The 26,761-nt window shown below is 41.5% G+C and carries 26 protein-coding genes; 15 read left to right on the top strand and 11 right to left on the bottom strand.

Annotation, left to right across the window (positions count from 1 at the left end):
• Positions 1-20: 20 nt before the first annotated feature.
• Positions 21-206 (bottom strand): CsbD family protein, encoded by a 186-nt coding sequence (locus tag ATK78_RS16275; RefSeq protein WP_133577165.1) that lies wholly within the window; start codon positions 204-206, stop codon positions 21-23.
• A 65-nt stretch (positions 207-271) separates the two neighbouring features.
• Complete coding sequence (gene acs / locus ATK78_RS16280) at positions 272-2,164, bottom strand: acetate--CoA ligase (protein ID WP_133577166.1); 1,893 nt, start codon at positions 2,162-2,164, stop codon at positions 272-274.
• Between the two features lie 268 nt (positions 2,165-2,432).
• On the opposite strand from acs, the gene rpmB reads away from it, so the two are divergent.
• From rpmB to ATK78_RS16320, 8 genes are all read left to right on the top strand, one after another.
• The gene (gene rpmB, locus ATK78_RS16285) at positions 2,433-2,666 is read left to right on the top strand and encodes a 50S ribosomal protein L28 (protein WP_039866682.1); all 234 of its coding nucleotides are present in this window, start codon (positions 2,433-2,435) and stop codon (positions 2,664-2,666) included.
• A gap of 39 nt (positions 2,667-2,705) precedes the next feature.
• Entirely contained in the window at positions 2,706-2,888 is a 183-nt protein-coding gene (gene rpmG, locus ATK78_RS16290; protein ID WP_133577167.1) for a 50S ribosomal protein L33, read from the top strand.
• 39 nt (positions 2,889-2,927) lie between these two features.
• Positions 2,928-3,083 (top strand): DUF4295 domain-containing protein, encoded by a 156-nt coding sequence (locus tag ATK78_RS16295; protein WP_133577168.1) that lies wholly within the window; start codon positions 2,928-2,930, stop codon positions 3,081-3,083.
• A gap of 72 nt (positions 3,084-3,155) precedes the next feature.
• Positions 3,156-4,118 carry a signal recognition particle-docking protein FtsY gene (gene ftsY, locus ATK78_RS16300; RefSeq protein ID WP_133577169.1) on the top strand — a complete coding sequence of 321 codons (963 nt, stop codon included), beginning with the start codon at positions 3,156-3,158 and terminating at the stop codon, positions 4,116-4,118.
• 16 nt (positions 4,119-4,134) lie between these two features.
• On the top strand, positions 4,135-5,469 hold the full coding sequence (gene rimO, locus ATK78_RS16305; protein WP_133577170.1) for a 30S ribosomal protein S12 methylthiotransferase RimO: 1,335 nt from the start codon (positions 4,135-4,137) through the stop codon (positions 5,467-5,469).
• Positions 5,470-5,516: 47 nt separating this feature from the next.
• The gene (gene bshC / locus ATK78_RS16310; RefSeq protein ID WP_133577171.1) at positions 5,517-7,103 is read left to right on the top strand and encodes a bacillithiol biosynthesis cysteine-adding enzyme BshC; all 1,587 of its coding nucleotides are present in this window, start codon (positions 5,517-5,519) and stop codon (positions 7,101-7,103) included.
• Between the two features lie 6 nt (positions 7,104-7,109).
• Complete coding sequence (locus ATK78_RS16315; RefSeq protein WP_133577172.1) at positions 7,110-8,195, top strand: Ldh family oxidoreductase; 1,086 nt, start codon at positions 7,110-7,112, stop codon at positions 8,193-8,195.
• 59 nt (positions 8,196-8,254) lie between these two features.
• Positions 8,255-8,764, top strand: a complete 510-nt coding sequence (locus tag ATK78_RS16320) for a hypothetical protein (RefSeq protein WP_133577173.1) — start codon at positions 8,255-8,257, stop codon at positions 8,762-8,764.
• Between the two features lie 62 nt (positions 8,765-8,826).
• On the opposite strand, the gene lepB is transcribed toward ATK78_RS16320, so the two are convergent.
• From lepB to ATK78_RS16345, 5 genes are read right to left on the bottom strand one after another with little or no spacing between them, the layout of a single operon-like run.
• Positions 8,827-10,026: a signal peptidase I gene (gene lepB / locus ATK78_RS16325; RefSeq protein ID WP_133577174.1), complete on the bottom strand. Its 1,200-nt coding sequence runs from the start codon at positions 10,024-10,026 to the stop codon at positions 8,827-8,829.
• An 11-nt stretch (positions 10,027-10,037) separates the two neighbouring features.
• Positions 10,038-10,778 carry a 4-hydroxy-tetrahydrodipicolinate reductase gene (gene dapB / locus ATK78_RS16330; protein ID WP_133577175.1) on the bottom strand — a complete coding sequence of 247 codons (741 nt, stop codon included), beginning with the start codon at positions 10,776-10,778 and terminating at the stop codon, positions 10,038-10,040.
• Positions 10,779-10,823: 45 nt separating this feature from the next.
• Complete coding sequence (locus tag ATK78_RS16335) at positions 10,824-11,450, bottom strand: DUF5683 domain-containing protein (protein ID WP_133577176.1); 627 nt, start codon at positions 11,448-11,450, stop codon at positions 10,824-10,826.
• Positions 11,450-12,370 (bottom strand): ParB/RepB/Spo0J family partition protein, encoded by a 921-nt coding sequence (locus tag ATK78_RS16340; protein ID WP_133577177.1) that lies wholly within the window; start codon positions 12,368-12,370, stop codon positions 11,450-11,452. Before ATK78_RS16340 ends, ATK78_RS16335 begins: the two co-directional genes overlap by 1 nt.
• Before the next feature lie 9 nt (positions 12,371-12,379).
• Complete coding sequence (locus tag ATK78_RS16345; protein WP_133577178.1) at positions 12,380-13,183, bottom strand: ParA family protein; 804 nt, start codon at positions 13,181-13,183, stop codon at positions 12,380-12,382.
• Between the two features lie 180 nt (positions 13,184-13,363).
• Between ATK78_RS16345 and ATK78_RS16350 the strand changes: the two genes are divergently transcribed.
• Positions 13,364-13,885, top strand: a complete 522-nt coding sequence (locus ATK78_RS16350; protein WP_133577179.1) for an NADPH-dependent FMN reductase — start codon at positions 13,364-13,366, stop codon at positions 13,883-13,885.
• On the opposite strand, the gene ATK78_RS16355 is transcribed toward ATK78_RS16350, so the two are convergent.
• Positions 13,872-14,330 carry a hypothetical protein gene (locus ATK78_RS16355; RefSeq protein WP_133577180.1) on the bottom strand — a complete coding sequence of 153 codons (459 nt, stop codon included), beginning with the start codon at positions 14,328-14,330 and terminating at the stop codon, positions 13,872-13,874. The two genes, ATK78_RS16350 and ATK78_RS16355, sit on opposite strands and share 14 nt — an antisense overlap.
• A gap of 46 nt (positions 14,331-14,376) precedes the next feature.
• Between ATK78_RS16355 and ATK78_RS16360 the strand changes: the two genes are divergently transcribed.
• Positions 14,377-16,008, top strand: coding sequence for an ABC transporter substrate-binding protein (locus ATK78_RS16360; RefSeq protein ID WP_133577181.1), 1,632 nt, complete (start codon positions 14,377-14,379; stop codon positions 16,006-16,008).
• A gap of 28 nt (positions 16,009-16,036) precedes the next feature.
• Here ATK78_RS16360 and ATK78_RS16365 read toward each other — a convergent pair whose 3' ends face one another.
• From ATK78_RS16365 to ATK78_RS16375, 3 genes are all read right to left on the bottom strand, one after another.
• Complete coding sequence (locus ATK78_RS16365; protein WP_133577182.1) at positions 16,037-18,451, bottom strand: outer membrane beta-barrel family protein; 2,415 nt, start codon at positions 18,449-18,451, stop codon at positions 16,037-16,039.
• 409 nt (positions 18,452-18,860) lie between these two features.
• Positions 18,861-21,659 carry a leucine--tRNA ligase gene (leuS, locus tag ATK78_RS16370; protein ID WP_133577183.1) on the bottom strand — a complete coding sequence of 933 codons (2,799 nt, stop codon included), beginning with the start codon at positions 21,657-21,659 and terminating at the stop codon, positions 18,861-18,863.
• A gap of 48 nt (positions 21,660-21,707) precedes the next feature.
• Positions 21,708-22,943 carry a chloride channel protein gene (locus tag ATK78_RS16375; RefSeq protein WP_133577184.1) on the bottom strand — a complete coding sequence of 412 codons (1,236 nt, stop codon included), beginning with the start codon at positions 22,941-22,943 and terminating at the stop codon, positions 21,708-21,710.
• 185 nt (positions 22,944-23,128) lie between these two features.
• Between ATK78_RS16375 and ATK78_RS16380 the strand changes: the two genes are divergently transcribed.
• From ATK78_RS16380 to ATK78_RS16400, 5 genes are all read left to right on the top strand, one after another.
• Positions 23,129-24,007: a cell division protein FtsX gene (locus ATK78_RS16380; protein WP_133577185.1), complete on the top strand. Its 879-nt coding sequence runs from the start codon at positions 23,129-23,131 to the stop codon at positions 24,005-24,007.
• Positions 24,007-24,228 carry a DUF3098 domain-containing protein gene (locus tag ATK78_RS16385; RefSeq protein WP_133577186.1) on the top strand — a complete coding sequence of 74 codons (222 nt, stop codon included), beginning with the start codon at positions 24,007-24,009 and terminating at the stop codon, positions 24,226-24,228. Before ATK78_RS16380 ends, ATK78_RS16385 begins: the two co-directional genes overlap by 1 nt.
• Before the next feature lie 6 nt (positions 24,229-24,234).
• Positions 24,235-25,029 carry an undecaprenyl-diphosphate phosphatase gene (locus ATK78_RS16390; RefSeq protein WP_133577187.1) on the top strand — a complete coding sequence of 265 codons (795 nt, stop codon included), beginning with the start codon at positions 24,235-24,237 and terminating at the stop codon, positions 25,027-25,029.
• 129 nt (positions 25,030-25,158) lie between these two features.
• Positions 25,159-25,875 (top strand): tRNA pseudouridine(55) synthase TruB, encoded by a 717-nt coding sequence (truB, locus tag ATK78_RS16395; protein ID WP_133577296.1) that lies wholly within the window; start codon positions 25,159-25,161, stop codon positions 25,873-25,875.
• 4 nt (positions 25,876-25,879) lie between these two features.
• The gene (locus tag ATK78_RS16400) at positions 25,880-26,743 is read left to right on the top strand and encodes a YitT family protein (protein WP_133577188.1); all 864 of its coding nucleotides are present in this window, start codon (positions 25,880-25,882) and stop codon (positions 26,741-26,743) included.
• Positions 26,744-26,761: the final 18 nt, after the last annotated feature.

Raw genomic sequence — 26,761 nt, forward strand, 5'->3', positions numbered from 1 at the left:
AATTAAGCAGCTCTTTTTGATTATAGACTTTTAATCCAGGTTACCAGCTCATCGCGGGTCTTCCCTGTTTTCTGTTGTAATCTTCCCAGTAACTCATCATCCTGTCCCTCCTCATGCTTAAGATCATCGTCGGTTAAATCACCATATGCTTGTTTTACTTTTCCTTTGATCTCATTCCATTTTCCTTTTAATTCTAACTTATCCATGATATGATATTTTATGTTTTACAATCGGTTATGTTATTGATAAACAGGAACAGCATATGAATGTTTTATTTTTTTGTTTTTTCAATGATCTCGTCTACAATGGCAGGATCGAGCAGGGTACTGGTATCACCCAGGTTTGCGGTATCCCCTTCTGCTATTTTCCGCAAGATGCGGCGCATGATCTTACCGGAACGGGTTTTAGGCAATCCCGAAACGAACACGATCTTATCCGGTTTCGCAATTGCCCCAATAACGCGGGTTACTGTTTGAAGAATATCTTTCTTTGTCAGCTCCTCTTCGCTGTGTAACTTGGGGTAGATTACAAAAGCATAGATCCCTTGTCCTTTCACATCATGCGGATACCCTACAACAGCACTTTCGATAACACCTGCATGCATATTGATTGCATTTTCTACCTCGGCAGTACCAATCCGGTGTCCGGATACATTGATTACATCATCAACGCGTCCTGTAATCTTATAATAACCATCTTCATCGCGCATACATCCGTCACCTGTAAAATACAGGTTGGGATAGGCAGAAAAATATGTTTGTTTACACCTTTCATGATCTCCATAGGTGGTGCGGAGCATTCCAGGCCATGGAAAGCGGATGCAAAGGTTCCCGTTTACGCCGTTTCCTTCAATCTCGTTGCCTTGCTCGTCCACCAGAATAGGTTGTACCCCAGGCAATGGAAGCGTGGCGGAGGAGGGCTTAAGCGGCGTTACAAACGCAATTGGTGAGATCATGATCCCACCCGTTTCTGTTTGCCACCAGGTATCTACAATCGGAGATTTCTTTTTCCCGATCTCTTCGTCAAACCAATGCCATGCTTCTTCATTGATCGGTTCACCAACAGAGCCCAATACCCGGAGGCTGCTCAGATCCGATCCCTGAACCGGATCAGTACCAAAGCTCATCAGCGATCGTATCGCCGTTGGTGCGGTATATAAAATATTTACTTTATGCTTTTCAATCACTTCCCATAGTCTGGATGGTGTTGGATAGGTTGGAATCCCTTCAAACATCAGCGTAGTGGCTCCTTGTGATAAAGGACCATACACGATATACGAATGCCCGGTGATCCAGCCAATATCGGCTGTGCAGAAAAACACTTCATCAGGCTGATAGTTAAATACATTTGAAAACGTATAACCGGCATAGACCATATAGCCACCAACCGTATGCACTACCCCTTTAGGTTTACCGGTAGAGCCTGAAGTATATAGGATAAACAGCATATCTTCAGCATCCATTTCTTCAGCCGGACAATCGGTATCAACCAGCTTAATTTCATCTTCAAACCACAGGTCGCGGCCTTTAAGCATAGAAACTGGCGTACGGGTATGGGTAAGTACGATTACCTTCTCTACAGTTGGGCAGCCGATCAATGCATCGTCAATCACTTCTTTGAGTTGAATTTGCTTGTTACCCCGGAAAGAACCATCCGCTGTAATTACCAGCTTGCAGGCAGAATCATTGATCCGGTCTGCAATAGACTTAGCAGAAAAGCCCCCAAAGATCACTGAATGCACTGCACCGATACGTGCACAAGCTAAAACCGCAACAGCAAGTTCAGGTACCATTGGCATGTAAATACAGATCCTGTCTCCCTTAATTACCCCGTTCTTCTTCAATACATTTGCAAAACGGCAAACTTGCTCATGCAGGATTTTGTAGCTTAATGTCACGCTTGGTTTCTCAGGATCATTGGATTCCCAGATAATCGCCGGTTTATCTCCATTTTCTGCAAGGTGCCTGTCCAGGCAATTTTCTGTAATATTCAGTTTAGCCCCTTCAAACCATTTGATATTGGGTTCAGTAAAATTCCAGGAAAGCACTTTATCCCATTTTTTACGCCATAGAAATTTATCGGCTATCCCTGCCCAGAATTCTTCGGGCTGTTCTACACTCTGTTTATAGGTTTTATGGTACTCTTCTATTGACTTTATCTGCATATCTGGTTGATTTCACTGACTAAAACTCAAACTTATAGAAAATAGTTTCGATATGCAATATTGAAAAGCTGGAGAGGCTACTGCATTTAAAGGGTTAATTTGTTCACATTCGGCATCCATTTGATCCGGTATTGTCCATTTGAATGGAACGTGCTGATAATTAATTGAAATTATTTTAGGCAGCTACTTGATGATTACAAATATTTTATTGATATTTGCACACTCTTAAAAAAATTAAGCGAAGAATAATTAACATATATTTAAAGGCATGTCTAGAGTTTGTGATCTAACCGGAAAAATGGCAATGACAGGTTTTAATGTTTCTCACTCAAACGTTAAAACTAAGCGTAAGTTTTATCCCAACTTACAACTTCAGAAATTTTATATTCCTGATGAGGATCGTTGGATAACACTGAAAGTATCTACTTCAGCTATCAAAACCATCAATAAAATTGGTATTACAGAAGCGATTAACCGCTTCATGAAAAAAGGGTATTTGTAGAAAAATTGGTTGATGTGAATCAACCGTAACAATAAAGAAATGGCAAAAAAAGGTAACAGGGTACAAGTTATTCTAGAGTGTACTGAACATAAAACCAGTGGCGTTGCTGGTATGTCCAGATATATCACAACTAAAAACCGTAAAAACACTACTGAGCGTTTGGAATTGAAAAAATTCAACCCGGTATTGAGAAAAGTAACGGTTCACAAAGAAATTAAGTAATACATTTAGTATATAACTAAATCCAATTCTATTTAGATCATGGCAAAAAAGGTAGTTGCAACCCTGAAAACGGGAAAAGGAAAAGAGTATTCGAAAGTTATTACAATGACTAAATCACCTAAAGGTGCTTATTCTTTCAAAGAAGTTATTGTTCACAACGATCACGTTCAAGATGCTATTGCATCTAAAAAATAATTTTAATATTTAATCATATTAAAGCCGTCCCTTTATTCTGGGAGGGCTTTTTTTGTTTTGTTATACATGATTATGGGTTTATTTGATTTTTTTAAAAAAAAGGAAACTGCACCCGAAGCGCAGGAAGCTCTAAACAAAGGTCTTGAGAAAACTAAAGCTGGTTTTTTAAGTAAGCTCACCAAGGCTGTAGCAGGAAAATCTACAGTAGATGATGATGTTCTTGATAACCTGGAAGAGGTTTTAGTGACTTCTGACGTTGGGGTAAGTACCACATTAAAGATTATTGAGCGCATCCAGGAACGTGTTGCCAAAGACAAATACCTTTCTACTTCTGAGTTGAACCTGCTGCTGCGCGATGAGATCCAACTCCTGCTTTCAGAGAATAACAGCAACGACTTCCGCAGTTTTGAATATGGTGATCATAAGCCGTATGTGATCATGGTTGTAGGCGTTAATGGTGTGGGTAAAACGACAACCATTGGTAAGCTTGCCCATAAACTTAAATCGGAGAACCTTAAAGTTGTTCTGGGTGCTGCCGACACGTTTCGTGCTGCTGCTGTGGAACAGATCAGACTTTGGGCTGAGCGTGTTGGTGTTCGTGTGGTTGCACAGGCCATGGGTTCTGATCCCGCTTCGGTTGCGTTTGATACCCTCCAATCTGCCGTTGCAAATGGCGAAGACGTGGTGATCATTGATACTGCCGGACGCTTACACAATAAAGTGGGCTTAATGAACGAGCTTGGTAAAATTAAAAATGTGATGCAGAAGGTGGTACCTGGTGCCCCTCATGAAATACTGCTTGTTCTGGACGGTTCTACCGGTCAGAATGCATTTGAGCAATGCAAACAATTTACCGAAGCTACTGATGTGAATGCACTGGCCATTACCAAACTTGATGGTACGGCTAAAGGTGGCGTGGTGATCGGAATTTCTGATCAATTTAAGATCCCGGTAAAATATATTGGCGTTGGCGAAAGCATGAACGACCTTCAGCTGTTTGACAAAAAAGCTTTTGTCGATGGCTTATTTAAATAATACTGATTAATAAAACATGAATACAAAAACAATATCCAAAATAATACCTGTAAAAAAACCTAAAATTAATGTCATCACTTTAGGCTGCTCTAAAAACACATACGATTCTGAAGTTTTAATGGGCCAATTACGTGGTAACAGTTTGGATGTAGTCCATGAATCTAACCAGATTGGTAAAGACGATATTGTAGTGATCAATACCTGTGGATTTATTGACAACGCAAAACAGGAATCTATAGATACCATTTTACAATACAGTCAGCTAAAAGACGCAGGAAAAGTAGGAAAGGTCATTGTAACCGGATGCTTATCAGAGCGCTATAAACCAGAGCTGGAAGCCGAAATTACCAATGTAGATGCTTTTTTTGGCACCAATGATTTAAACAACCTATTGCATTCCCTGGGTGCAAACTATAAGCATGAACTGATCGGTGAACGCTTACTGACTACCCCTTCTCATTTTGCCTATTTCAAAATTGCAGAAGGCTGTAACCGCCCCTGCTCCTTTTGTGCCATTCCGCTGATGCGTGGTAAACACGTATCCCGTGACATGAATGAACTTGTAAATGAGGCAAAAATACTAGCAGCCAACGGAACGAAGGAACTGATCCTTATTGCACAGGATTTAACCTATTACGGTCTGGATATTTACGGAAAACGTAATCTTGATGAATTGCTGCGGAGGATCTCTGACGTGAAAGGTATCGAGTGGATCAGGCTTCAATATGCCTACCCTTCTGGTTTCCCGATGGAAATTTTAGATGCCATGAACGAACGCGAGAATATCTGCAAGTACCTGGATATGCCTTTACAGCACATTACAGATAATATGCTCAAATCAATGCGCCGCGGTATTAACAAACAAAAAACCATAGACATTGTAAACCAGATCAGAGATAAAGTACCAGGCATAGCTATGCGTACTACATTGATTTGCGGATATCCCGGAGAAACAGAAGAAGATTTTGAAGAAATGATGAACTGGGTTGAAGAAACCCGTTTCGACAGACTGGGCTGCTTTACCTATTCTCATGAAGAAAAAACCCATGCCCATATCCTCGTTGATGATGTTCCTGATGAGGTAAAACAGGAACGCGTAGATGCCATTATGGAAATACAGCAAGGGATCTCTTTTGAAATTAACCAGGAAAAAGTTGACAAAACCTTTAAGGTACTGATTGATCGGAAAGAAGGTGATTTCTTTATTGGACGTACGGAATTTGACTCTCCGGAAGTTGACAACGAGGTTCTGATTGATGCTACTACCGGTTATGCCGCAAATGGAAGCTTTGTACAGGTTAAAATTGACCGTGCAGAAGATTTCGATCTGTATGGACAGATTGTAAAATAACGGCTTGAAAATATGAATTGTAGTTTATTAACTTAAATTCGCATCCAATGCAGGCCAATTACATCACTTATAAAGAAACGAATGCTTTTTCGTCAGCCGTACTCGATTACATCGGTGGCAAAGAACAACTTAAAGCATTTTACAAATACAGTCCGGATCTAAGCGGCTTTGCTGAAGCGATCTCCAACCGTCAATTCAATGGCGACAGGAACGTGTTGGCAGATACGCTGAAAAGACAATATGAACCGATACAGAAAAGCAGCCTGGTTGAACAGAACATCAACCTGCTGACCGATTCCAAAACGTTTACGATCACTACTGGTCACCAGCTGAATATCTTTACCGGTCCGCTTTATTTTATCTATAAGATCGTTACTGCAATTAACCTGGCAACTGAGCTTAAACAGAAATTCCCGGAATACAACTTTGTACCGGTATACTGGATGGCTACAGAAGATCACGACTTTGAAGAGATCAATCACGTTAAGGTAGAAGACAAAAGGCTAACCTGGAACAAGGAGGCATCTGGCGCTACCGGCAGACTGGATACCAAAGACCTGGAAGAAGTGTTAACTGCTTACAAAGGCTATCTTGGTATCAGCGAAAATGGTATGGATTTCTCTAAAATGGTTGATCATGCCTATTCCAATAATCAGAAATTAAGTGATGCTACACGTGAACTGGTCGACGCCCTTTTTGGACGTTTCGGTTTACTATGCGTTGATGCCGATGATGCTGCCCTGAAAAAACAGTTCGCCGCAATCATTCATCAGGACATCACCCAGGAAAATAGTTTTAACCACATTAGCAAGAGTGATACCGCCCTGGAACAACTCGGCTACAAGCCTCAGGTAAACCCTAGAGAGATCAATTTCTTTTACATGGCCGACCAGTTAAGGGAACGCATTGTTAAAGAAGATGGTATTTTTAAGGTGATGAATTCTGAAATTCAGTTTACACCTGATGCGCTCCAAAAAGAGGTTAGCGATTTCCCGGAAAGGTTTAGTCCGAATGTGGTGATGAGGCCATTGTACCAGGAGGTAATCCTACCCAACCTTGCTTATATTGGCGGAGGTGCAGAAGTAACCTACTGGCTGCAGTTAAAAGCAAATTTCGACCATTATGGCGTAGATTTTCCGGTACTGCTACTCCGTAATTCTGCGCTGGTCATCGACAAAAGAAGTGTAGACCGGATGCAGATCCTGGGCATCAGCCATAAAAACATTTTTAGCGATACTGAAACCTTAAAGGTCGACTGGATCAAAGCCCATGTCAATTTGCAGCTTACCCTTGATGATGAAGAAAGAGCCATACGGGCAACTTTTGACCAAATCAAGCTAAATGCCTACAAAATTGACAAAACCCTTTCTCAGTCTGCTGAGGGAGCTAAGATCAAGGCTTTAAAACTCATTACCAATCTGGAGAAAAAAATGCTGAGGGCTGAAAAGCGCAAGCATGAAACTTCTTTATCCCAAATCGAAAACCTGAAAGAAAAGTTGTTCCCGACAGGAGTATTACAGGAGCGCGTATTAAACATTGCACCTATGTTCGTTTTGTATGGTGACGATTTTATCGATTCACTGATCAAAACCTTTAAACCCTTAGACCATCAGTTCACCGTTCTGTTTGCATAATATCCAATGACCTTTTACACCTTTACAGAAGAAAAACTCCGGGAATTTACAGAAAATGTATTTCTTAAAATGGGATGCACAACCGCAGATGCTCAACTGGCTGCTGATGTGTTGCTTCGGTCTGACCTGAGAGGCATTGATTCTCATGGTGTAGCCCGTTTGAGCGGTTACATTCGTTTATGGGAAAAAGAACGTATTAATGCTACCCCGGTAATTAAAGTAGTGTATGAAACGGCGACCACAGCTACGGTTGATGGAGATGGCGGCCTGGGATTGGTTGTTGCTCCTTTTGCCATGAAGATTGCCATTGAGAAAGCAAAGCTTTATGGTACAGGCTGGGTAGCAGTAAGAAACTCCAATCACTTTGGAATTGCCGGATACCATGCGTTACTGGCTGTTGAGCAGGAAATGATCGGCATCAGCATGACCAATGCAAGTCCGCTGGTAGCCCCTACCTACGCAAATGAGCGCTTATTGGGTACCAATCCGATGTGCTACGCATTCCCTGCAGGAAAGTATCCGCCAGTAGTGGTAGATATGGCAACAGCCGCAGCAGCAAATGGTAAACTCGAAATTGCACAGCGTGCAAACCTGCCCATACCTGAAGGATGGGCACAGGATAAAGACGGCAACACGTCTACCAACCCGCACCAGTTAAAAGAAGGTGGTTCTTTACTTCCCTTAGGCAGCGATAAGGATCATGGCAGTCACAAAGGTTACGGTTTAAGTGCGACAGTAGACATTCTTTCTGCCGTACTTTCAGGTGCCAATTACGGACCATGGGTTCCGCCATTTGTATCTTTCCTGGAGCCCCCATCAGATCCTGTTGGTGCCGGTATCGGACATTTTTTCGGTGCCATGCGTGTAGATGGTTTCCGCCCTGCACAGGAGTTTAAAGACCATCTGGACAACTGGATTGAGCGCTTTAAACAGGCCAAAACCGTTGATCCGGATAAGCAGGTTATTATTCCCGGAGAGCCGGAATATGCGTTTGAACAAGAACGCAGAACAGCAGGAATCCCTTTGATTGATGCGGTAGTTCATGACTTAAATGAACTTGCTGATAAATTAGGAATCTCCCGGTTAAATTAGTCAGCTATCTTAGTAATTTTCTGGTATCTTGTGCTGTTTATTCAGCGCAATTCCCATTTATGAAAAGAAAATTACTACTTGTTATTTTACTGTCTGCTGTGGCTCTTGACCAGGTTAATGCTCAGCAACGTCTCCCATCTATTCACAGAGCCAAAATTGGTTTAGGACCCGATGTTATCGTCGCGAGAAAAGAGGTTGGATACGGAGGTTCTTTAAATATCCAGGTTCCTATACTTACAAAGCTTAGTCTAACTTCCACAGTAAGTTATTACAGCTTCTATACCCTGGAAAATAAAAAAAAGGTTAACACATTTGATCCTTCATTTGTTCCTGTTAAAGTTGGAGCAAGATATTACGTATCTGATGCAGTCTATCTTCATGGGGATGCGGGCTATGCTTATCCAAAAACTGATGGTGATATAAAAAGTTTTATCATCACACCCGGTATTGGATTTGAGTTCCCTTATAAGAAATCAGCTTTCGACTTCGGTTTCCGTTTTGAATTCTGGACGGATTCGCCGAGAACTTTTGCCGCACTAAATGCTGCCTGGAATTTTGGGTTCCAATAAAAAATCCCCCGTATACAAATCAGCTGATTTGCATACGGGGGATTTTTATATCCTGTTGATCCTTATTTTATGCCTCTCAATAACCTGTTCCAGCGTATTTTGCTGAAGAACGACGCATTGGTATCGTAGCTCATCCAGATGAACAGTGCTTTACCAACGATATGATCTTCCGGTACAAACCCCCAATAGCGTGAATCCAGTGAGTTGTGCCTGTTATCACCCATCATCCAGTAATAATCCATTTTAAACGTATAGCTGGTAGCTGGTTTTCCATTGATTAACCAACCTGTTCCTGAACGTTCTACTTGATTACCTTCATAGATCCTGATACTCCTTTCATACAAGGGCATAGTTACACTATCCAGTTGAACGGTCCATCCTTTTTTAGGAATAGCAATTGGCCCGAAGTTATCAGCATTCCATTTCCTGTTCTTATCAAAAGGAAAAACATCACCTTCCGGCACTCCCGGTGTCTGAACACTTTCTTTAACCGATTGGACGAAGTCAAGCTTTTTAACCTCAGCCATCATTTCTTCAGTTCCGTTAAAGGAGTAAACGGAGCTGTTGGGATCCATTTTAATATCTTCTGATACATTAAAGCCCATATCTTCAAACACAGAAAAATTAACCTCATTGGTTTTAAATACCACCTCATAAGTTATCTGCCCTGTATTTTTCAGTTTCTCTGCTTTTCCGTTCACGTAGACAAGGCCATTTTTCATGCTGATTACGTCCCCTGCAATGCCGATACATCTTTTGATGTAATTTTCACGCTTATCAACCGGACGGCTGATAATGGTGTATGAGCTGTTTACGTATTTCCATCCCAAGCCACGTACCAGTCTGTAATAGTCTGTATCCTGGGCTTCAAGAGCAACGGTATCACCTTGCGGGTAATTGAAAACAACCACATCATTATTCTTGATATCTGAAAATCCCGGTAATCTGCGGTATTTCCATTGTACGCCTTCCCAATATGCTTTTGTTCCTGTCAATGGCATGGTATGATGGGCAAAAGGAAATGCAACAGGAGTCATTGGAATCCGTGGTCCGTAGTTCACCTTACTTACAAACAGGAAATCTCCGATCAACAGGGATTTTTCCATAGAAGCGGTTGGAATGGTGTATGCCTCAATGAAAAATACCCTGATTATTGTAGCAGCAATCACTGCAAACAAAATGGCATCTACCCATTCCCTGGTTTTAGACTTTTTCTTTTGGGGCTTGGCAGCTTTATTTTTTTGCCAGAATTTCCAATTCATATATGTATTCGTTATTTAAAATCAAATATATCGGTTATATTATAAAAACCTTGTTTATTTTCAAGCCATTCTGCCGCCACTACTGCTCCTAAGGCAAAGCCTGAACGATTGTGGGCCGTATGCTTAAACTCAATCTCATCTACTTCCGAACTGTAAACCACGGTATGTGTACCTGGTATATTTTCAATTCTGTGCGATTCGATCAGCAGCTGTTCTTTTTTTAATACGTCATCGAATGGCGTTCCTACCAATTCGTTTACCCATTCTATTTTCCGGTCCAGATTTTCAATGATCCCTTCTGCAACTGTCATAGCTGTACCACTTGGTGCATCTAATTTCTGCGTGTGGTGAATCTCTTCAACCTGCACTTCATAGGCCGGAAAATTGTTCATTAGTTTTGCGAGCACCTTATTCATGTGAAAGAAGATGTTAACGCCTATACTAAAGTTTGATCCATAAAGCAGGGTATTGTTACGCACAAGGCACTCATTCTTGACCTCCTGAAGCTGACCATACCAGCCGGTAGTGCCCACAACAACTGGAAGATTGGCATCGAAACATGCATAAATATTATCTATGGCTGCATCTGGCGCACTAAAATCTATAGCTACATCTGCTTTACGCAAATTGGCTGTAGTTAGATCTGCTCTATTGTCAACACTGATCTTTAAGACAATTTCATGTCCTCTATCTACCGCAAAACGTTCCACAATTTGTCCCATTTTGCCATAACCGAGTAATGCTATTTTCATATATCTTTTTTTTGAAGCCGCAAAGCGCTTGTTATATTTAACTGATTAAAATTGAAGGGTAATTCTTACACCTGGCCTTATCGTATTAAAGCCATACATTTTATTGGTTTGGATCAGATCCGGAGATACCTTAAAGGTAAGATCTTCGTCAACGCTCCAATATTTTAGGCGGGCATCAACATAGGCATCCAATATGTTTAACAGGTAAAGACCGACATAAGAGAAGATGACCACTTCTTTATTTCTCCGGTAGGTATCTCTGGCAGTGATTAAACTTGCGTCAGAAATAGACTTGTAGGGGCTGGTCTCAGAAGGTTTACCATCTACATTATCTGCCCGGTCTTTTAACTCATCATAGTACACATGATACATCTTATTGTTATCAATGTAGGATAAGGTGAGCAGGGTAGCTCCGGTATAGATCCCCGCAACTTTAGCAAGTCTATACAGGTTTGGTCCGCTTTGAATCTGGCCAAGACCAGGAACGATCATTGACCTGAACAAAGCTTTTCTACCCTCAATACGACCTACATTGACGTAAGCCGGCTCTTTTAAGGTATCGACTCTTGCTTTTCTGGTTGTGCTGTCCCTTTTTGTGCGGACAGGCTCCTGGGCATTTACTGTTAACGCCATAAAGAACAACAATCCCGATACCAGTAAAAATTTGTTCATTACCAATCTAATAGTTCTAAAATACGACTAAGGTCGTCTTCAGATACAAAAGGGATCTCAATTGCACCTTTGCCATTCTCTCCTACTTTCAGTTTAACTTTAGTAGAAAACTTAGAGGCCAGGTCACGTTGCAGTTTTTGATATTCAAACGATGCTGCTGCAGGTTGTTTAGCTGGTTTAGGCTTTACCTGAACACTATTGATGCTTCGAACCAGTTCTTCTACTTTACGAACGGAAAGACCTTTGTCAATAATTTCGTCATGTATAAAAAGCTGTTTTTCTACCTGATCTACATTAATCAGTGCACGGGCATGGCCCATAGAGATCTTCTGGTCACGAATAGAAATCTGAATGGCAGGTGGTAATTTCAACAGGCGGAGGTAATTTGTAACAGTAGACCTGTTTTTACCAACTCGTTCACCAAGCTGTTCCTGTTTAAGGCTGCATTCATCGAGCATCCGCTGAAAGCTTAATGCAACCTCAATGGCATTTAGGTTTTCACGCTGGATGTTTTCAATAAGCGCCATTTCAAGCATTTGCTGATCATTGGCATTGCGTATGTAAGCAGGTATTTCTGTTAGACCGGCAAGTTTGGAGGCCCTTAAACGACGCTCTCCGGAAATCAGCTGGTATTTACCTTCTGACTGCTTTCTAACTGTAATTGGCTGTATCAATCCCTGAACCCGGATGGACTCTGAGAGTTCATTTAGAGCTACCTGATCAAATTCGGTACGCGGCTGATAGGGATTGGTTTCGATATCACTGATATTGATGTGGCCAATTGCATTGCTATTGCTTCCCTCTTGCCTGGTTTCACTTACCGGGTTTACTCCGTTCTTGGGTGGATGGGTAGCCTCTGTGTCATCCAAAAGCGCACTTAATCCTCTACCTAAACCTGTTTTTCGCTGAAAAGATGTCATTAATATCGTTTATATAATCGCTATAGTTTCGTCCTGAACTTCGGTAACCAATCCGTTTTTACGAACGATCTCACGCGCCAGGTTCAAATAATTTATCGCTCCCTTACAGTTTGCATCGTGCATAATTACCGATACACCATAGCTTGGCGCCTCACTTAAACGGGTATTTCGCTGAATGATGGTATCAAACACCAATTCCTGGAAGTGCGTTTTCACTTCTTCTACTACCTGGTTAGACAAACGTAAACGAACGTCATACATGGTAAGGAGGATCCCTTCAATCTCCAGTTCAGGGTTTAAACGGTTTTGAACAATTTTAATTGTATTTAGAAGTTTACCAAGTCCTTCCAATGCAAAATATTCGCATTGTACCGGGATAATTACAGAATCAGCGGCAGTCAATGCGTTGATCGTAATTAAACCTAAGGATGGAGAACAGTCCACAATGATAAAGTCATACTGGTCTTTTACCTTTTCCAGAACGGCCTTCATCTTATACTCCCGGTTATTCAGGTTGATCATCTCAATTTCTGCACCAACTAAATCAATGTGCGCAGGAAGAAGATCAAGGTTTGGGGTTTCCGTTTTCTGAATAGCTTCCGAAGGTTCAATATCATTGATAATGCATTCGTATATGCTATTTTTTATGCTTCTTGGATCGAAGCCAATTCCGGAAGTAGAATTTGCCTGAGGATCTGCATCAACCAATAAGGTTCTATACTCAAGAACGGCCAGACTTGCAGCTAAGTTGATTGATGAAGTAGTTTTACCTACACCACCCTTCTGATTTGCCAATGCGATAATTTTACTCATTTATCTTATTAATAATTAGAATTGTTCTGTTAAGGCGTATTTTTCTCGGTGTAAATCTATAAAAAATGCTATTTTTGTGCTGTTTCAGGCATTTTTAAAAGAGTAGCTAAGATACAAACTAAATGATAAAATCGGTAGTAAAGCCATAAGTGTTTTACACATCTTATTAACAATTTTTACATGGTAACTATCATATCCGGCACCAACAGACCTCTAAGTAATACGCTGAAAGTTGCCAAATATTATCAGGATACACTGGCATCAAAAGGCTTAAATGCTAACCTTTTCAGTTTAGAGGATCTTCCTGATTCGTTAATTGTATCTGACCTGTATGGAAAGAGAAGTCCGGAATTTGAAGGCATCCAGGAACTTATCCGCAAGACCAAAAAATTTATCTTCCTGATCCCGGAGTATAACGGCAGCTTCCCTGGTGTGCTTAAAACTTTTATTGATGCGTGTAATTTTCCGGAAAGTTTTTATGACAAGAAAGCCGCTCTCGTTGGTCTTTCATCCGGCAAATACGGCAACATCCGTGGGGTAGATCATTTTGGCGGCGTTTGCAGTTACCTGCATTTAAATGTACTGCCGCTAAGGATCCACATCTCATCCATCAAAGTGGAACTGGATGAAAACGGATCACTGTTTAAAGAAGATACGGTTAAGTTTACCAGTGAGCAGATGGATAAGTTTATTGCGTTTTAAAACTCATCCAGGTTTTTCCTTCATTACCAAAAACAAAATATCCGGGGTACAGCATTTCAGCAAGATCTTCCAGAGCCTCTACCGCTACAGCAGCATCACCTGCTAAAAGAGCAGCGTCATCCCATAAGTAAACCCGGCTATATTCTACTGAAGGCCATTCCGGCCGGAGGAGTGACGGTACCACGCCCATAAGCTGCAGCATACCCATATCTTCTTCCATATAGATAACCACCCTGGCATTCATCACGTCACTTTGTAAGATACCACCTGCATCATTAACCAATCCTTCCAGGCTCCAGTCTAATGTGTTCTTAGTATCCAGACAGGCAACAGTAACCTTATCCATAAACTTGATCTTATGCTGAATTATATCTACCCGATCCTGAAGCATTTCACGCTGTGCTTCGTCTTCCACCTTATTTATAACCGCATTTAAAAAAGACATATTGATTTATTTACTAATTTGGTGCAAAATTAGTATTCCTTAGCTGATGCATCGTATTATAATCAATATTTTTTGCGGCCTGCTGATCGCCCTTACTGTATCCTGCGGAAGTACTTCTTCAGACAACGGCAAGAAAGTGTTCAACATGAACCTGAACGACAACCTGACCTCTCTGGATCCGGCTTTTGCACGCAATCAAAACGCAATGTGGATGATCAACCAGATCTTTAACGGCCTGGTACAAATTGACAGCGACCTGAATATTATGCCTTGTATTGCCAAAAGCTGGCAGAACTCTGCTGATGGGCTAACCTACACCTTTATTCTGCGCAACGATGTTTACTTTCACAACCACCCCCTCTTTAAAAACGGAAAAGGAAGAAAGGTTATCGCTGCTGATTTTGTATACAGCTTTTATCGTTTAATAGATCCAAAAGTAGCATCATCCGGGGGATGGATCTTTAGCGACAAAGCTACCGGCATCGAGAATTTCAAAGCGATTAACGACACCACATTCCAGGTGCACCTGATCAAACCTTTTCCTGCGTTTATGAAGCTGCTCACTACCCAATACTGTTCTGTGGTGCCTAAAGAGATTGTGGAACATTACGGCAAAGATTTCCGCAGCAATCCAATCGGCACCGGTCCGTTTAAATTTAAGCATTGGAAAGAAGATGAGATCCTGGTGTTGCTAAAAAATGAAAACTACTGGGAAAAGCAGGACAACCAGCGCCTGCCCTTTCTGGATGCAGTTAAAGTGACATTCATCAGTGACAAGCAAAGTGCATTTATGAACTTCTTAAAAAAAGAACTCGATTTCTTTGACAAGGTTGATGGCAGTTACCGGGATGATATTTTAACCAAGAGCGGAAAAATGACCACCAAATACAAGGGCAAGTTTAATATTCGCAAAAGCCCTTACCTGTGTACGGAATATGTTGGCATCATGGTAGACAGCTCCAAAGCCATTGTAAAGAACTCACCGCTAAAATATAAAAAGGTAAGACAGGCAATCAACTACGCGATTGATAAGCCAAAGCTCATCAAATACCTGAGAAACGGAGTAGGTATCCCTGCAACATCGGGCTTTATCCCGGAAGGTATGCCCGGGTATGACAGCAGTGCGGTAAAAGGCTATCACTATGATCCCAAAAAAGCTGCGCGCTTACTGGCAGAAGCCGGCTTTCCTAATGGAAAAGGAATGCCCATGGTTACACTGAGCACATCAACTACTTACAAAGATCTGATTGAGTTTATACAGGGTGAACTTCATGCCATAGGCATGAATGTTAAGGTAGATGCCAGCCCGAGTGCGAGTTTACGCGACCTCATGTCTAAAAATGAAGTAAATTTCTTCAGGGGCTCCTGGATTGCCGATTATCCGGATGGAGAGAATTACATGGCCATGTTCTATTCGAAGAACAAAGTTCCTAATGGCCCGAATTATACTGCCTACTTTAACAAAGACTTTGACCGGCTGTTTGAACAGAGTTATTTCATCAGCAATGATGAACAACGCTACCTGCTGTATCAGAAAATGGACCGGATGGTTTTAGAATATGCGAACATTGTTCCTATTTTTTATGACCAGTCTATCGTTATGACCCAAAATAACATTAGCGGATATGCCATAAATGCGCAAAACCTGATGATCCTTAAAACAGTTAAAAAGAAGTAGTTCCGGCAGTACCGGAACTACAGGCTATTTATTTCTGCTGCTGAACGCCACCACCCATTCCACCCTGGTCTTCTTTTTTCAAGTCGTCATTTTTGATTGTTTTCTTCTCTGTAAACTTCAGTTTACCAAATTTATAGCTGAAGTTTAATCCAAATGAGCGCAATGGGTAATGAATATCTGTTCGCTGCACTGAGGTAGCTGTACTGTTATTCGTTTTGATGTTCAGATCCCTGCTGAACGGGTTCAATACATTCAAGCCAATGGTTGCCGTTTTATTGAATATTTCTTTTTTTACTGCTCCTCCATAAAAATACATGGCATCTGTTTTACCTTGGAATGTACGTTTTGGTGAGTTGATCACTCCCCAAAGTTCCGTATTCCACCCGCCAGAAAATGCATAGGCAGAACGTGCATAAATGGTATAATTTAACAATGTTCCGGTACTGATGTTATTGGCGGCGTTATTAACTTCATAAGTATTCAATCCAAAATTACTCATCAACGTCCATTTTGGTTTCGGATTGTATGATCCAAACAGATTGAATCCGTACGACTGGCTGGTGCCTACGTTGATATAGGTGGTGAGGTTTTTATTAACCCCATTTTCGGTAACCGGATTGATCGAACTTTCGATCACATCCTGTGTGCTTCTATAAAATACAGATGCATTGATCACCGATCCTTTAATGAACGTAGAATAGCCAAATTCGATATTATCGGTTAACTCGGGTGACAGTTTCGGATTACCCTCTAATGGGTTATAAATGTCACTTTCATTCCTGAACGGGTTCAGATAAAATAAACTTGGGCGCTGTACCCTGCGGTTATAACTCAGCTTGATTGTAGTCATCCCTTTTAAGGTTTGCGAGACGATCAAACTTGGGAATAGGTTAAAATAATCATTATTGAAGCCCTGGGTATTACCAGCCATTCCATCGATCATTGTATATTCTGCCCTTAGCCCTGCCTTTGCAGTGATCTTTGGTGTTAACTTAAAGCCTATAACCCCATATGCCGAAGCCACATTCTGATCGTAATCAAAGTCTTCGGCATTTAGATCGTAATCACTTACAATGTTCCTTACTATCCCCTTTAACCCAGTTTCAAGCGTTGTTGTCTTACTAAACGGGTAGGTATAGTCTGCTTGCAGCGTGTACTCATTATTTTTTCCGGTATTGTCCCTAAACTGCACAATTTCGGGAACGCCGGCTGTTAAAAAGCGATTTGTAAATTCACTCTCGTTCCTGCCGGTAGACAGCTGTGCGGAAATGCTGAATTCTTCTCCTTCTTTTTTGCTTGTTTTGCGGTAATCAACATTCCAGTCCATATTGTTAAAGCTCATGTCATTATCCCTAATGTTCTGAGAAAGGACTTGGTTTACCAGGATGTCGTTAGTTCCGGGACCTCCGTTAGAGAACCGGTTTAACTTAACGGTTGAGCTGATGTTGTTATAACCATTGATGTCATAATCCAAACCCACACTGCCATTGTATCCAACCCTGGACCAGTCTGAATATCCGTTTTGAGAAACCGTATTGGTAACCCCATTGATTACAGAGCTGTTAAACAGCACTACATTGGATTTTTGCGGATAGGCATGATTTACACCCAGGCTTGTGGTTACAGCCAAACGGCCTGTTTTAACATTAAAATTAAAAGCTCCATTATTGGACCGTGTTCCTGCTGTAGCATTGATGCTTCCGCTGGTTCCTTCTGCGGTCTTCTTTTTAGTGATGATGTTGATGATCCCGCCTGATCCTTCTGCATCGTATTTTGCAGAAGGGCTGGTAATCACTTCTACACTTTTGATCTGCTCTGCAGGGATCATCTTTAACGCATCAGCCACGCTGTTTGCCATGGTACCAGATGGCTTGCCATTGATCAGTATCCGTACTGCACTTCCGCGAAGCTGAACGTTACCGTTCATGTCTACAGAAAGCATCGGTACTTTACGCATCACATCTGTTGCATCGCCACCGGCGTTGGTTGCATCTGCTTCAGCGTTGTAAACCAGCTTATCTACTTTATTTTCAATCAAAGCCTGCGCACCAACAATGGCTACTTCTTTAAGCGTACTTTCTGTAGGACTAAGGTAAATGGTGCCGGCATTCAGATCTGGTTTCTCAGGAGTAGTTTTCACTGATATGATCCTTGATTTGTATCCCATAAACCCAATAGACATCTTGTACTGATCAGGTGTAACATTCTGCAAGGATACTTTTCCTCTTTCGTCAGATACTGCCCCGTTAACTGATTTGTTGTCTTTTTCTTTTAATAAAGAGACACTGGCGTAATCAATCGGTTTTTTAGTTAAAGAGTCTAAGATCACTGCGGTGATCCTACCTGTTACTTTTGGTTTTTGCACTGCGCCCCCTAAAGGGAATTGTGCCTGCGCACTAAATACGAACCCAAAAGCCAATATAAATAGTATAGTTTTTTTCATATAATTTGTATTTCTTCCATTAGTCTACGCAAGGTATATTTTGTTACAGCCTGGAACTATAGAATGATGACCACCTGCGAACAAGAGTCGGTGAAACGCGTCTTTTTATCGGTTAAATTATATAGCCACCGGATACAATACGTAAACGTATTCCAGTATAGGACAGCATGCATAGTCAATTCAAAATTAATTAGGCAAAAGGTATAGCCTATTTAGGATAAGACATGACATTGGTAAGCCAATTCCTTTTGCTTTTCTTTTGCTACCCTTTTGCTATTGTTTTGGTATCCTTTTGCTCAGAGCAATAGAACAGCAGTTTAAAGGCAAAATTATAGCACACAGACAGCAAAGTTATTTACAGTACCTGACCGTAACTTAGCAGTACGCGATCAGGTACTTTATTTTAAATTTAAAGTACGATGTTAACAATACGTCCTTTTACTACGATCACTTTCTTTGGCGTTTTACCATCCAGGTATTTTTGAACCTGCTCATCAGCCATTACTGCATCTTCAATTGCTTTAACGTCCAGTGACAGGCTTAAGTTTAAATTTAAGCGTGTTTTACCATTTACAGAGATTGGGTAACTAAACTCATCTTCTACTAAATAGGCCGGGTTAAACTCGGGGTATTTAGCATAAGACAAGCTTCCTTCTTCATGCCCAAGCTGCGCCCATAGTTCCTCACAAATGTGCGGTGCATAGGAAGAAAGTACAACTACCAAATCTTCCAATACCTGCCTGTTCTTACATTTCAGATCGGTAAGCTCATTAACCGCGATCATGAAGCTCGATACAGAAGTATTGAATGAAAAGCGGTCAATATCGTCCTGAACTTTTTTAATGATCTTATGCAGTGCCTTTAATTCTGCTTTTGAAGGAACAGAATCACTGACATTAAATACCCATGTATCGTTATGGAACAACCTCCAGAACTTACGAAGGAATTTAAATACACCTTCAATGCCGTTTGTATTCCAAGGCTTACTTTGTTCCAGCGGTCCTAAGAACATTTCATACATGCGCAGCGTATCTGCACCGTAGTTTTCGATCAGTATATCCGGGTTTACAACGTTAAACTTAGATTTAGACATTTTCTCTACCTCGACACCACAAATGTATTTGCCGTTCTCCAGGATAAATTCGGCATCTGCAAATTCTGGTCTGAATAGCTTGAACTTTGCAATATCCAGGACCTCATTTTCAACAATATTTACATCAACATGCAATGCTGAAGTTTTATAATCTTTCTTTAAGCCCTGAGACACCAAAGTGTTGGTACCTTTTCCATTTTCGTCAACCACACGGTAAACAAAGTTACTCCTGCCCTGGATCATTCCCTGGTTAATCAGCTTTTTGAACGGTTCTTCTTCCTGCACATAACCCAGATCTTTTAAGAACTTGTTCCAGAAACGGCTGTACAGCAAATGTCCGGTTGCATGTTCTGAGCCACCAATGTACAGATCTACATCTTTCCAATATTCAATGGCTTCTTTAGAAGCAAAACTGCCATCGTTCTGCGCATCCATATAGCGGTACCAATACCAGCTAGATCCTGCCCAGCCCGGCATGGTGCTCAGTTCATATTCATACTGATCTTCATAACTCCAGTCTTCAGCCCTGCCCAATGGCGGCTCGCCGGTTTCTGTAGGCAAATATTTATCAATTTCAGGAAGCATTAAGGGAAGCTCCTCTTCTTTGATCAGGTATGGAAGTCCGTTCTTAAAATAAACCGGGATGGGTTCTCCCCAATAACGCTGGCGGCCAAAAATGGCATCACGCATGCGGTAATTGATCTTTGCCTTACCCGCTCCTTTTTCTGCAAGCCAATTGTTTAATGTGGGGATAGCCTCTGCATAGGTCATTCCGTTAATAAATCCGGAATTAATGTAGGTACCTTCCTTAGTGGCATCAGCCTGAACATCTATTTCTTTTTGCGCATCAAGGATCTGTACAATTGGCAAGTTGAAGTGCTTTGCAAATAACCAGTCGCGCTGGTCACCGCTTGGTACGCCCATTACCGCACCAGTTCCATATCCGGCAAGCACATAGTCTGCAATCCACAGCTGAACACGTTCACCACTAACCGGGTTAATGACATAGCTACCGGTAAAGGCACCCGAAACTGTTTTTGTATCCGCCATGCGGTCCAGCTCAGATTTCTTCTTTGTCTGCGTAATGTAGGTCTCTACTGATTCCTTTTGAGCAGGCGTGGTCAACACCGAAACCATTTCATGCTCTGGAGCAAGCACCAGGTAAGAAACGCCAAATATGGTGTCTACCCTTGTGGTAAATACTTCAATGTAGTTGTCAAACGATGCCGGTGCATTCTCTATCGGGAACCGTACGCTCGCGCCTACACTCTTACCAATCCAGTTGCGCTGCATTTCTTTAACTGGCTCTGGCCAGTCTATCGTATTTAAGCCTTGCAGTAAACGCTCAGCATAAGCAGAGATGCGCATGCTCCACTGCATCATTTTCTTCTGCTCAACGGGATGACCGCCACGCTCAGAATATCCATCCTTTACCTCATCGTTGGCAAGTACAGTTCCGAGTGCAGGGCACCAGTTCACCGTGCTTTCCCTCAAATAGGTTAGGCGGTATTTTAACAGTTCTTCCTGTTTTTCTTCCGGGGTCATGGTAGCCCAGTCTGACGGCATGAAAGACTTAATATCTTCATCACATACCGCCTTAACATCGGCACTGCCCGAGGCATTAAATTTCTCAATTAAGGTGGTGATGTCTTCTGCGCGGTCATTTTCCAGGTTGTACCAGGAATTGAACAGCTGCATAAAGATCCATTGGGTCCATTTATAATAAGAAGGATCACTGGTGCGGACTTCCCTGCTCCAGTCAAATGAAAACCCGATCTTATCCAGCTGGCGTCTGTAGGTATTGATATTGGTTTCTGTAGTTAATGCCGGGTGCTGACCGGTTTGTATCGCATACTGCTCTGCTGGCAGTCCAAAGGAATCGTATCCCATTGGATGCAGTACATTAAAACCCTTTAACCTTTTGTATCTTGAAAATATATCAGAAGCGATGTAACCCAGCGGATGACCCACATGCAAGCCTGCCCCGGATGGGTAAGGGAACATGTCCAGCACATAAAACTTAGGTTTTGAGGTATCTGTATCGGCTTTAAACGTTTGGTTTTGAGCCCAAATTTTCTGCCACTTTTGTTCTATTTCTTTAAATTGGTAATCCATTACAACATTTCCTTTATATAGGGGGCGAAAATAACTAAATAAAGGCTGTTATAGAAACTGTTTGATTAAAAAGTGCTTAGGGGTTTTATTTTCTGCCGGATTATAGATGTTATGTGAGCCGGAAATGAGGTAAGACACGGTACAGGCAACAATCACATAAATACCACAAGAAATGCCAAATAGCTCCAATGCCATTACGCAGCAGGCTACCGGTGTTTTAGATGCCCCGGCAAAAACGGCTACAAAGCCCATTCCGGCAAGCAGGCTGATGGGTAATGGAAGCCAGATAGATAAGGCACTGCCCAGCGTTGCCCCGATAAAAAACAATGGCGTTACCTCTCCGCCTTTAAAGCCCGCACCAATTGTCACTGCGGTTAACAGCATCTTTAAAGCAAAGTCCTCAGGCGCAGAATAATGCAGAAAAGAATCGACGATTACAGGAATTCCCAGTCCGATGTATTTATAGGTGCCCAATAGCATCACCAGGACAACAACCAGCATGCCACCTGCAAATGGCCTGAGGGGCGCGTACTTTATCGCTTTAAACACTTTGCCAAACAGATGGGTAAACTGCACAAATGCAACTGCAGCCAGTCCGAAGGCAATCCCGGCCAATACAGATATGCCTATCCCCTGAAACGAGATTACCGGGATCTCCGTAATCGCATAATGGGTATGGCCAACGCCCCACAGTTCAGTCACGCCTGCTGCGATAAAAGCAGCCGCAATTGCAGGAACAATTGCTTTGTATAGGATCCTGCCCATCAGCAAAACCTCAAGCCCAAAGATCGCACCTGCCACAGGCGTACCAAATACAGATGCAAAGCCAGCGCTTAAACCGGCAATCAATAGGATGGTGCGTTCTTGTTTAGTCAGTTTAAAAGGCCTGTGCAGTTGATCTGCTGCTGCAGCAGACATCTGCAGCGCTGTTCCTTCCCGACCGGCCGAGCCTCCGAATAAATGGGTAATGATCGTTCCCAGTAACACCAGCGGTGCCATTTTAAATGGGATCACGTTACCGGGATTGTGAATGGTATCCAGCACAAGGTTATTGCCGCGCTCCACGTCATTACCCAAATAATGATACAAAAGCCCGGTAAGCAAACCAGCTACAGGCAATAAATAAATGATGCGGATGTGTGCCTCCCTGAATGTGGTTGCCCAATTTAGTGCCGTTAAAAAAATGGCTGATAACGTGCCCGCAGCAATACCCACAATAAGCAACAGCAAGATCCATTTTAAGAAAATGAAAATATACGCGTTATAATTTATTTTTTCAGACATAAATACCTTCCAAAACTATAGAAAACTAAGCAGGTTTTCATGCAGAAATCCTTAATTTTAAGTCGCCCAAACTAATTTTCTCTAAATTTCGTTATATGGTTTTACTGCGATTAACCGATAAAAGGCATATAATTTAAATTTGTTGGGTATATTTTTTTATTTTCGCAAAACATAAAGATAAATACATGGAAGAATTTGAAGTGAGCGATGCTTCTAAAAAGACTAAAACCATTTATATTTCTACAATCTTCAGTATTGCATTGGTTTTACTAATGCTGGGCATGCTGGGGTTGATACTTGTTCATGCAAAGAACCTTTCCAACTACGTGAAAGAAAATATTGTGTTGAATATCATTGTAGATGAGGGCGCAAAAGAAACCGATGTATTGCAGTTCCAAAAAGAACTGAATGCCAATCCTGCAATCAAACAAACCCAATATGTAAATAAGGAGATGGCAGCAAGAAACCTAACCAAAGACCTTGGTGAAGATTTTGTTAACTTTTTAGGATACAACCCGCTGCTTTCTACTGTTGATGTGTACTTGAAGGCAGATTATGCGAACAATAAAGGTATTGAAGATCTAAAAACCAGCATCGCCAAAAACCCAGTGGTTAAAGAGGTAATCTATCAAAGTTCACTGATCGATATGGTGAATAAAAATATCAATACCATTGGCCTGATCATTTTAGGCTTTGCTGCCATCTTACTGATCATCTCTGTGGCACTTATCAACAATACGATCAGGCTGGCCATTTATTCTCAGCGTTTCCTGATCAAAAGCATGCAGCTTGTTGGTGCTACACGCAACTTTATCCGCAAGCCATTTATCCTGCTTGCCGCTTTACACGGACTTATTGCAGCATTTATTGCCATTTTAATATTATTGGGTCTTTTATATTATGCCCAGAAAGAAATTCCTGAGATTGTGATCTTAAGGAACTATACTGAATTTGGTATCGTTCTACTTGGTTTAGTGGGTATCGGCATCTTTATTACTGCCATCAGTACCTCATTTGCAGTGAGCAAATATTTACGTTTAAAAATTTACGACCTTTACAGATAATGGCAGAGAAAAGAACTACACCTGCAAGCCAGGAAAAAACAGAATTAGTATTTACTAAAAAGAACTACCAATTGTTACTGATCAGCATTGCGATCGTTGTACTTGGTTTTATTTTAATGATCGGCACTACTGATATTTACGATTTCAGAAAGACCTTACTTGCTCCAATGGTGGTGTTGTTTGGATTTGGGTTCGGCGTTTATGCGATCTTAAAGAAATAGTAATTCATGGATTATTTACAAGCCTTTATTCTTGCTGTAATAGAGGGTTTGACTGAATTTTTACCGGTATCGTCAACCGGCCACATGGTTATTGCCAGTTCTTTTATGGGCATCGGCAATGACGACTTTGTTAAGTTATATGAAGTGGCCATCCAGTTAGGTGCCATTTTAGCTGTTGTGGTGCTTTATTGGAAAAAGTTCTTCGACTTTTCTAAATGGCAGTTCTATGTAAAGCTGATCATTGCAGTTATTCCTGCATTGATCTTCGGAAAGCTTCTAAATGATTTTATTGATGAGAAGCTTGGCGACCCCCGGTTTATTGCAATCGTTTTATTATTAGGTGGTATTGTCTTGTTGTTTATAGACCGGTTTTTCAAAAAGCCCCAAATTAACAATGAAGCTGAAATTAGTAACCTTACTGCATTTAAGATTGGCTGTTACCAGGTACTTGCCATTGTTTTCCCTGGATTGAGCAGAAGTGCAGCAACCATTATTGGTGGTATGCAGCAAAAGCTAAGCAGAAATGCTGCCGCTGAGTTCTCTTTCTTCCTGGCTGTACCTACCATGTGCGCCGCTACAGGATATAAACTTCTGAATGGTTATGAACTGTTGAATTCAGAGAACGTTAAATTCCTTCTTTTTGGAAACGTTGTTGCGTTCATTGTTGCCATCATTGCCATTAAATCTTTCATCGGATTTTTATCCAAACACGGCTTCCGGATCTTCGGATGGTACCGGATTGTAATTGGTGTGGTTATCCTTGCACTCTACTTTTCGGGTGTTGAAATGAACGTACTATAATGGTTGCCCTGGCTGAAGGCATCGTTGAATTTATCTGCGAGTTGCTTTTTCAAGCCGGGCTTGATACGGGTATTGATGTAATAACAAGAAAAAAGAAACGTGCTAAAAGAAATTGAGCGAGAACGAGAGATGTCTGAATCTGAAGAACCCATACCTGCAAAAATATTTCCTGAATTTAATTTTGCTGAAGGAGAATTACTACTCATCAACAAACCCTATAAATGGACCAGCTTTGATGTAGTTGGTAAGATCAGGAATTCCCTAAAGCCTTTAAAGCTAAAGGTTGGCCATGCCGGAACATTAGATCCGCTGGCTACAGGGCTATTGATCTTATGTACCGGAAAATTAACCAAGCAAATAGACACCTTTCAGGCAGAAGAAAAAGAATATACCGGAACCCTGGTACTTGGTGCCACCACCCCTTCTTTTGATTTAGAGACGGCCATTGACCAGACCTTTCCGTTAGATGGGATTACTGAAGAAGCCATTTACACTGCCACTGCTCCTTTTAAAGGCAGCATTCAGCAATATCCCCCGGCGCATTCTGCAGTTAAAGTAAACGGAGAACGCTTATATGTTAAAGCCAGACGTGGAGAAGAACCAGAACTGCGGTTGCGTGACGTAACGGTTTCTGAATTCGAGATTACCCGCATCGCGCTTCCTGAAGTCGACTTTAGAATCGTTTGCAGTAAAGGAACATACATCAGGTCGCTGATCTCTGATTTTGGCAGGCACCTGGATAATGGCGCTTACCTGTCCAAACTTACCCGTACACGCAGCGGCAGCTTTTTGCTTGAAAATGCATTTGAGGTATCAGATTTAGTTAGCTATCTTCGTAACAAATAGTGTTATGCAAACCCATCTTCAAAACAATAGCTTAAGGTATCTCAAAGATCTGCTGCTGATCACCCTTGGAATTGTATTTGCTTGTTTTGGCTTAAAGAGTTTCTTAATGCCCAACGACTTTATCGATGGTGGCGTAACCGGCATTTCTTTATTGATCAGCCGGCTAACCGGTTTTGAACTTTACTATTTGATCCTTATAATCAACATTCCCTTTATCCTGCTTGGCTACAAACAAATTGGGAAAGGCTTTGCAATTAAAACAACCATAGCAATTATTGTTTTGGCGCTGATGTTGTTCCTGGTTCCTTTTGAGCCGGTAACGCACGATAAATTACTGATTGCAGTTTTTGGCGGACTATTTTTAGGTGGCGGCATCGGCTTGGCGATGCGTGGCGGCTGTGTTATTGACGGCACTGAAGTACTTGCCTTATATATCAGCAGGAACAGCATTCTTACAGTAGGTAACATCATATTGGTATTGAATGTGCTGATCTTTGGTGTGGTTGCTTATTTCCTGGATATTGTTACGGCGATGTATTCTATCCTTACCTATCTTTCTGCGTCGAAAACCGTAGACTTTGTGGTTAACGGACTGGAGCAGTATACCGGTGTTACCATCATCTCTGATAAAAATGATGTGATTAAACAATTCATTACTGACAAGATGAAGCGCGGTGTTACCGTTTATAAGGGTGAAGGTGGTTATGGCATTAAAAAAGATATTGACATTTTATATACTGTTGTAACCAAGCTGGAGATGAGTAAGCTTCAATCGGAGATCAGACAAATTGATCCGGATGCTTTTGTTGTACAGCAACAAATTGCTGACATTAAAGGAGGCGTGGTTAAACGCCAGGCTTTACATTAAGCAGCTAATAGAGAGATA

The organism is Pedobacter metabolipauper (assembly GCF_004362715.1).
GTDB lineage: Bacteria > Bacteroidota > Bacteroidia > Sphingobacteriales > Sphingobacteriaceae > Pedobacter > Pedobacter metabolipauper.

Bases quoted from the DNA above. Each gene is read 5' to 3' on its own strand.
- ATK78_RS16275 (WP_133577165.1), bottom strand. From the start codon at position 206: ATGGATAAGTTAGAATTAAAAGGAAAATGGAATGAGATCAAAGGAAAA.
- acs (WP_133577166.1), bottom strand. From the start codon at position 2,164: ATGCAGATAAAGTCAATAGAAGAGTACCATAAAACCTATAAACAGAGT.
- rpmB (WP_039866682.1), top strand. From the start codon at position 2,433: ATGTCTAGAGTTTGTGATCTAACCGGAAAAATGGCAATGACAGGTTTT.
- rpmG (WP_133577167.1), top strand. From the start codon at position 2,706: ATGGCAAAAAAAGGTAACAGGGTACAAGTTATTCTAGAGTGTACTGAA.
- ATK78_RS16295 (WP_133577168.1), top strand. From the start codon at position 2,928: ATGGCAAAAAAGGTAGTTGCAACCCTGAAAACGGGAAAAGGAAAAGAG.
- ftsY (WP_133577169.1), top strand. From the start codon at position 3,156: ATGGGTTTATTTGATTTTTTTAAAAAAAAGGAAACTGCACCCGAAGCG.
- rimO (WP_133577170.1), top strand. From the start codon at position 4,135: ATGAATACAAAAACAATATCCAAAATAATACCTGTAAAAAAACCTAAA.
- bshC (WP_133577171.1), top strand. From the start codon at position 5,517: ATGCAGGCCAATTACATCACTTATAAAGAAACGAATGCTTTTTCGTCA.
- ATK78_RS16315 (WP_133577172.1), top strand. From the start codon at position 7,110: ATGACCTTTTACACCTTTACAGAAGAAAAACTCCGGGAATTTACAGAA.
- ATK78_RS16320 (WP_133577173.1), top strand. From the start codon at position 8,255: ATGAAAAGAAAATTACTACTTGTTATTTTACTGTCTGCTGTGGCTCTT.
- lepB (WP_133577174.1), bottom strand. From the start codon at position 10,026: ATGAATTGGAAATTCTGGCAAAAAAATAAAGCTGCCAAGCCCCAAAAG.
- dapB (WP_133577175.1), bottom strand. From the start codon at position 10,778: ATGAAAATAGCATTACTCGGTTATGGCAAAATGGGACAAATTGTGGAA.
- ATK78_RS16335 (WP_133577176.1), bottom strand. From the start codon at position 11,450: ATGAACAAATTTTTACTGGTATCGGGATTGTTGTTCTTTATGGCGTTA.
- ATK78_RS16340 (WP_133577177.1), bottom strand. From the start codon at position 12,370: ATGACATCTTTTCAGCGAAAAACAGGTTTAGGTAGAGGATTAAGTGCG.
- ATK78_RS16345 (WP_133577178.1), bottom strand. From the start codon at position 13,183: ATGAGTAAAATTATCGCATTGGCAAATCAGAAGGGTGGTGTAGGTAAA.
- ATK78_RS16350 (WP_133577179.1), top strand. From the start codon at position 13,364: ATGGTAACTATCATATCCGGCACCAACAGACCTCTAAGTAATACGCTG.
- ATK78_RS16355 (WP_133577180.1), bottom strand. From the start codon at position 14,330: ATGTCTTTTTTAAATGCGGTTATAAATAAGGTGGAAGACGAAGCACAG.
- ATK78_RS16360 (WP_133577181.1), top strand. From the start codon at position 14,377: ATGCATCGTATTATAATCAATATTTTTTGCGGCCTGCTGATCGCCCTT.
- ATK78_RS16365 (WP_133577182.1), bottom strand. From the start codon at position 18,451: ATGAAAAAAACTATACTATTTATATTGGCTTTTGGGTTCGTATTTAGT.
- leuS (WP_133577183.1), bottom strand. From the start codon at position 21,659: ATGGATTACCAATTTAAAGAAATAGAACAAAAGTGGCAGAAAATTTGG.
- ATK78_RS16375 (WP_133577184.1), bottom strand. From the start codon at position 22,943: ATGTCTGAAAAAATAAATTATAACGCGTATATTTTCATTTTCTTAAAA.
- ATK78_RS16380 (WP_133577185.1), top strand. From the start codon at position 23,129: ATGGAAGAATTTGAAGTGAGCGATGCTTCTAAAAAGACTAAAACCATT.
- ATK78_RS16385 (WP_133577186.1), top strand. From the start codon at position 24,007: ATGGCAGAGAAAAGAACTACACCTGCAAGCCAGGAAAAAACAGAATTA.
- ATK78_RS16390 (WP_133577187.1), top strand. From the start codon at position 24,235: ATGGATTATTTACAAGCCTTTATTCTTGCTGTAATAGAGGGTTTGACT.
- truB (WP_133577296.1), top strand. From the start codon at position 25,159: ATGTCTGAATCTGAAGAACCCATACCTGCAAAAATATTTCCTGAATTT.
- ATK78_RS16400 (WP_133577188.1), top strand. From the start codon at position 25,880: ATGCAAACCCATCTTCAAAACAATAGCTTAAGGTATCTCAAAGATCTG.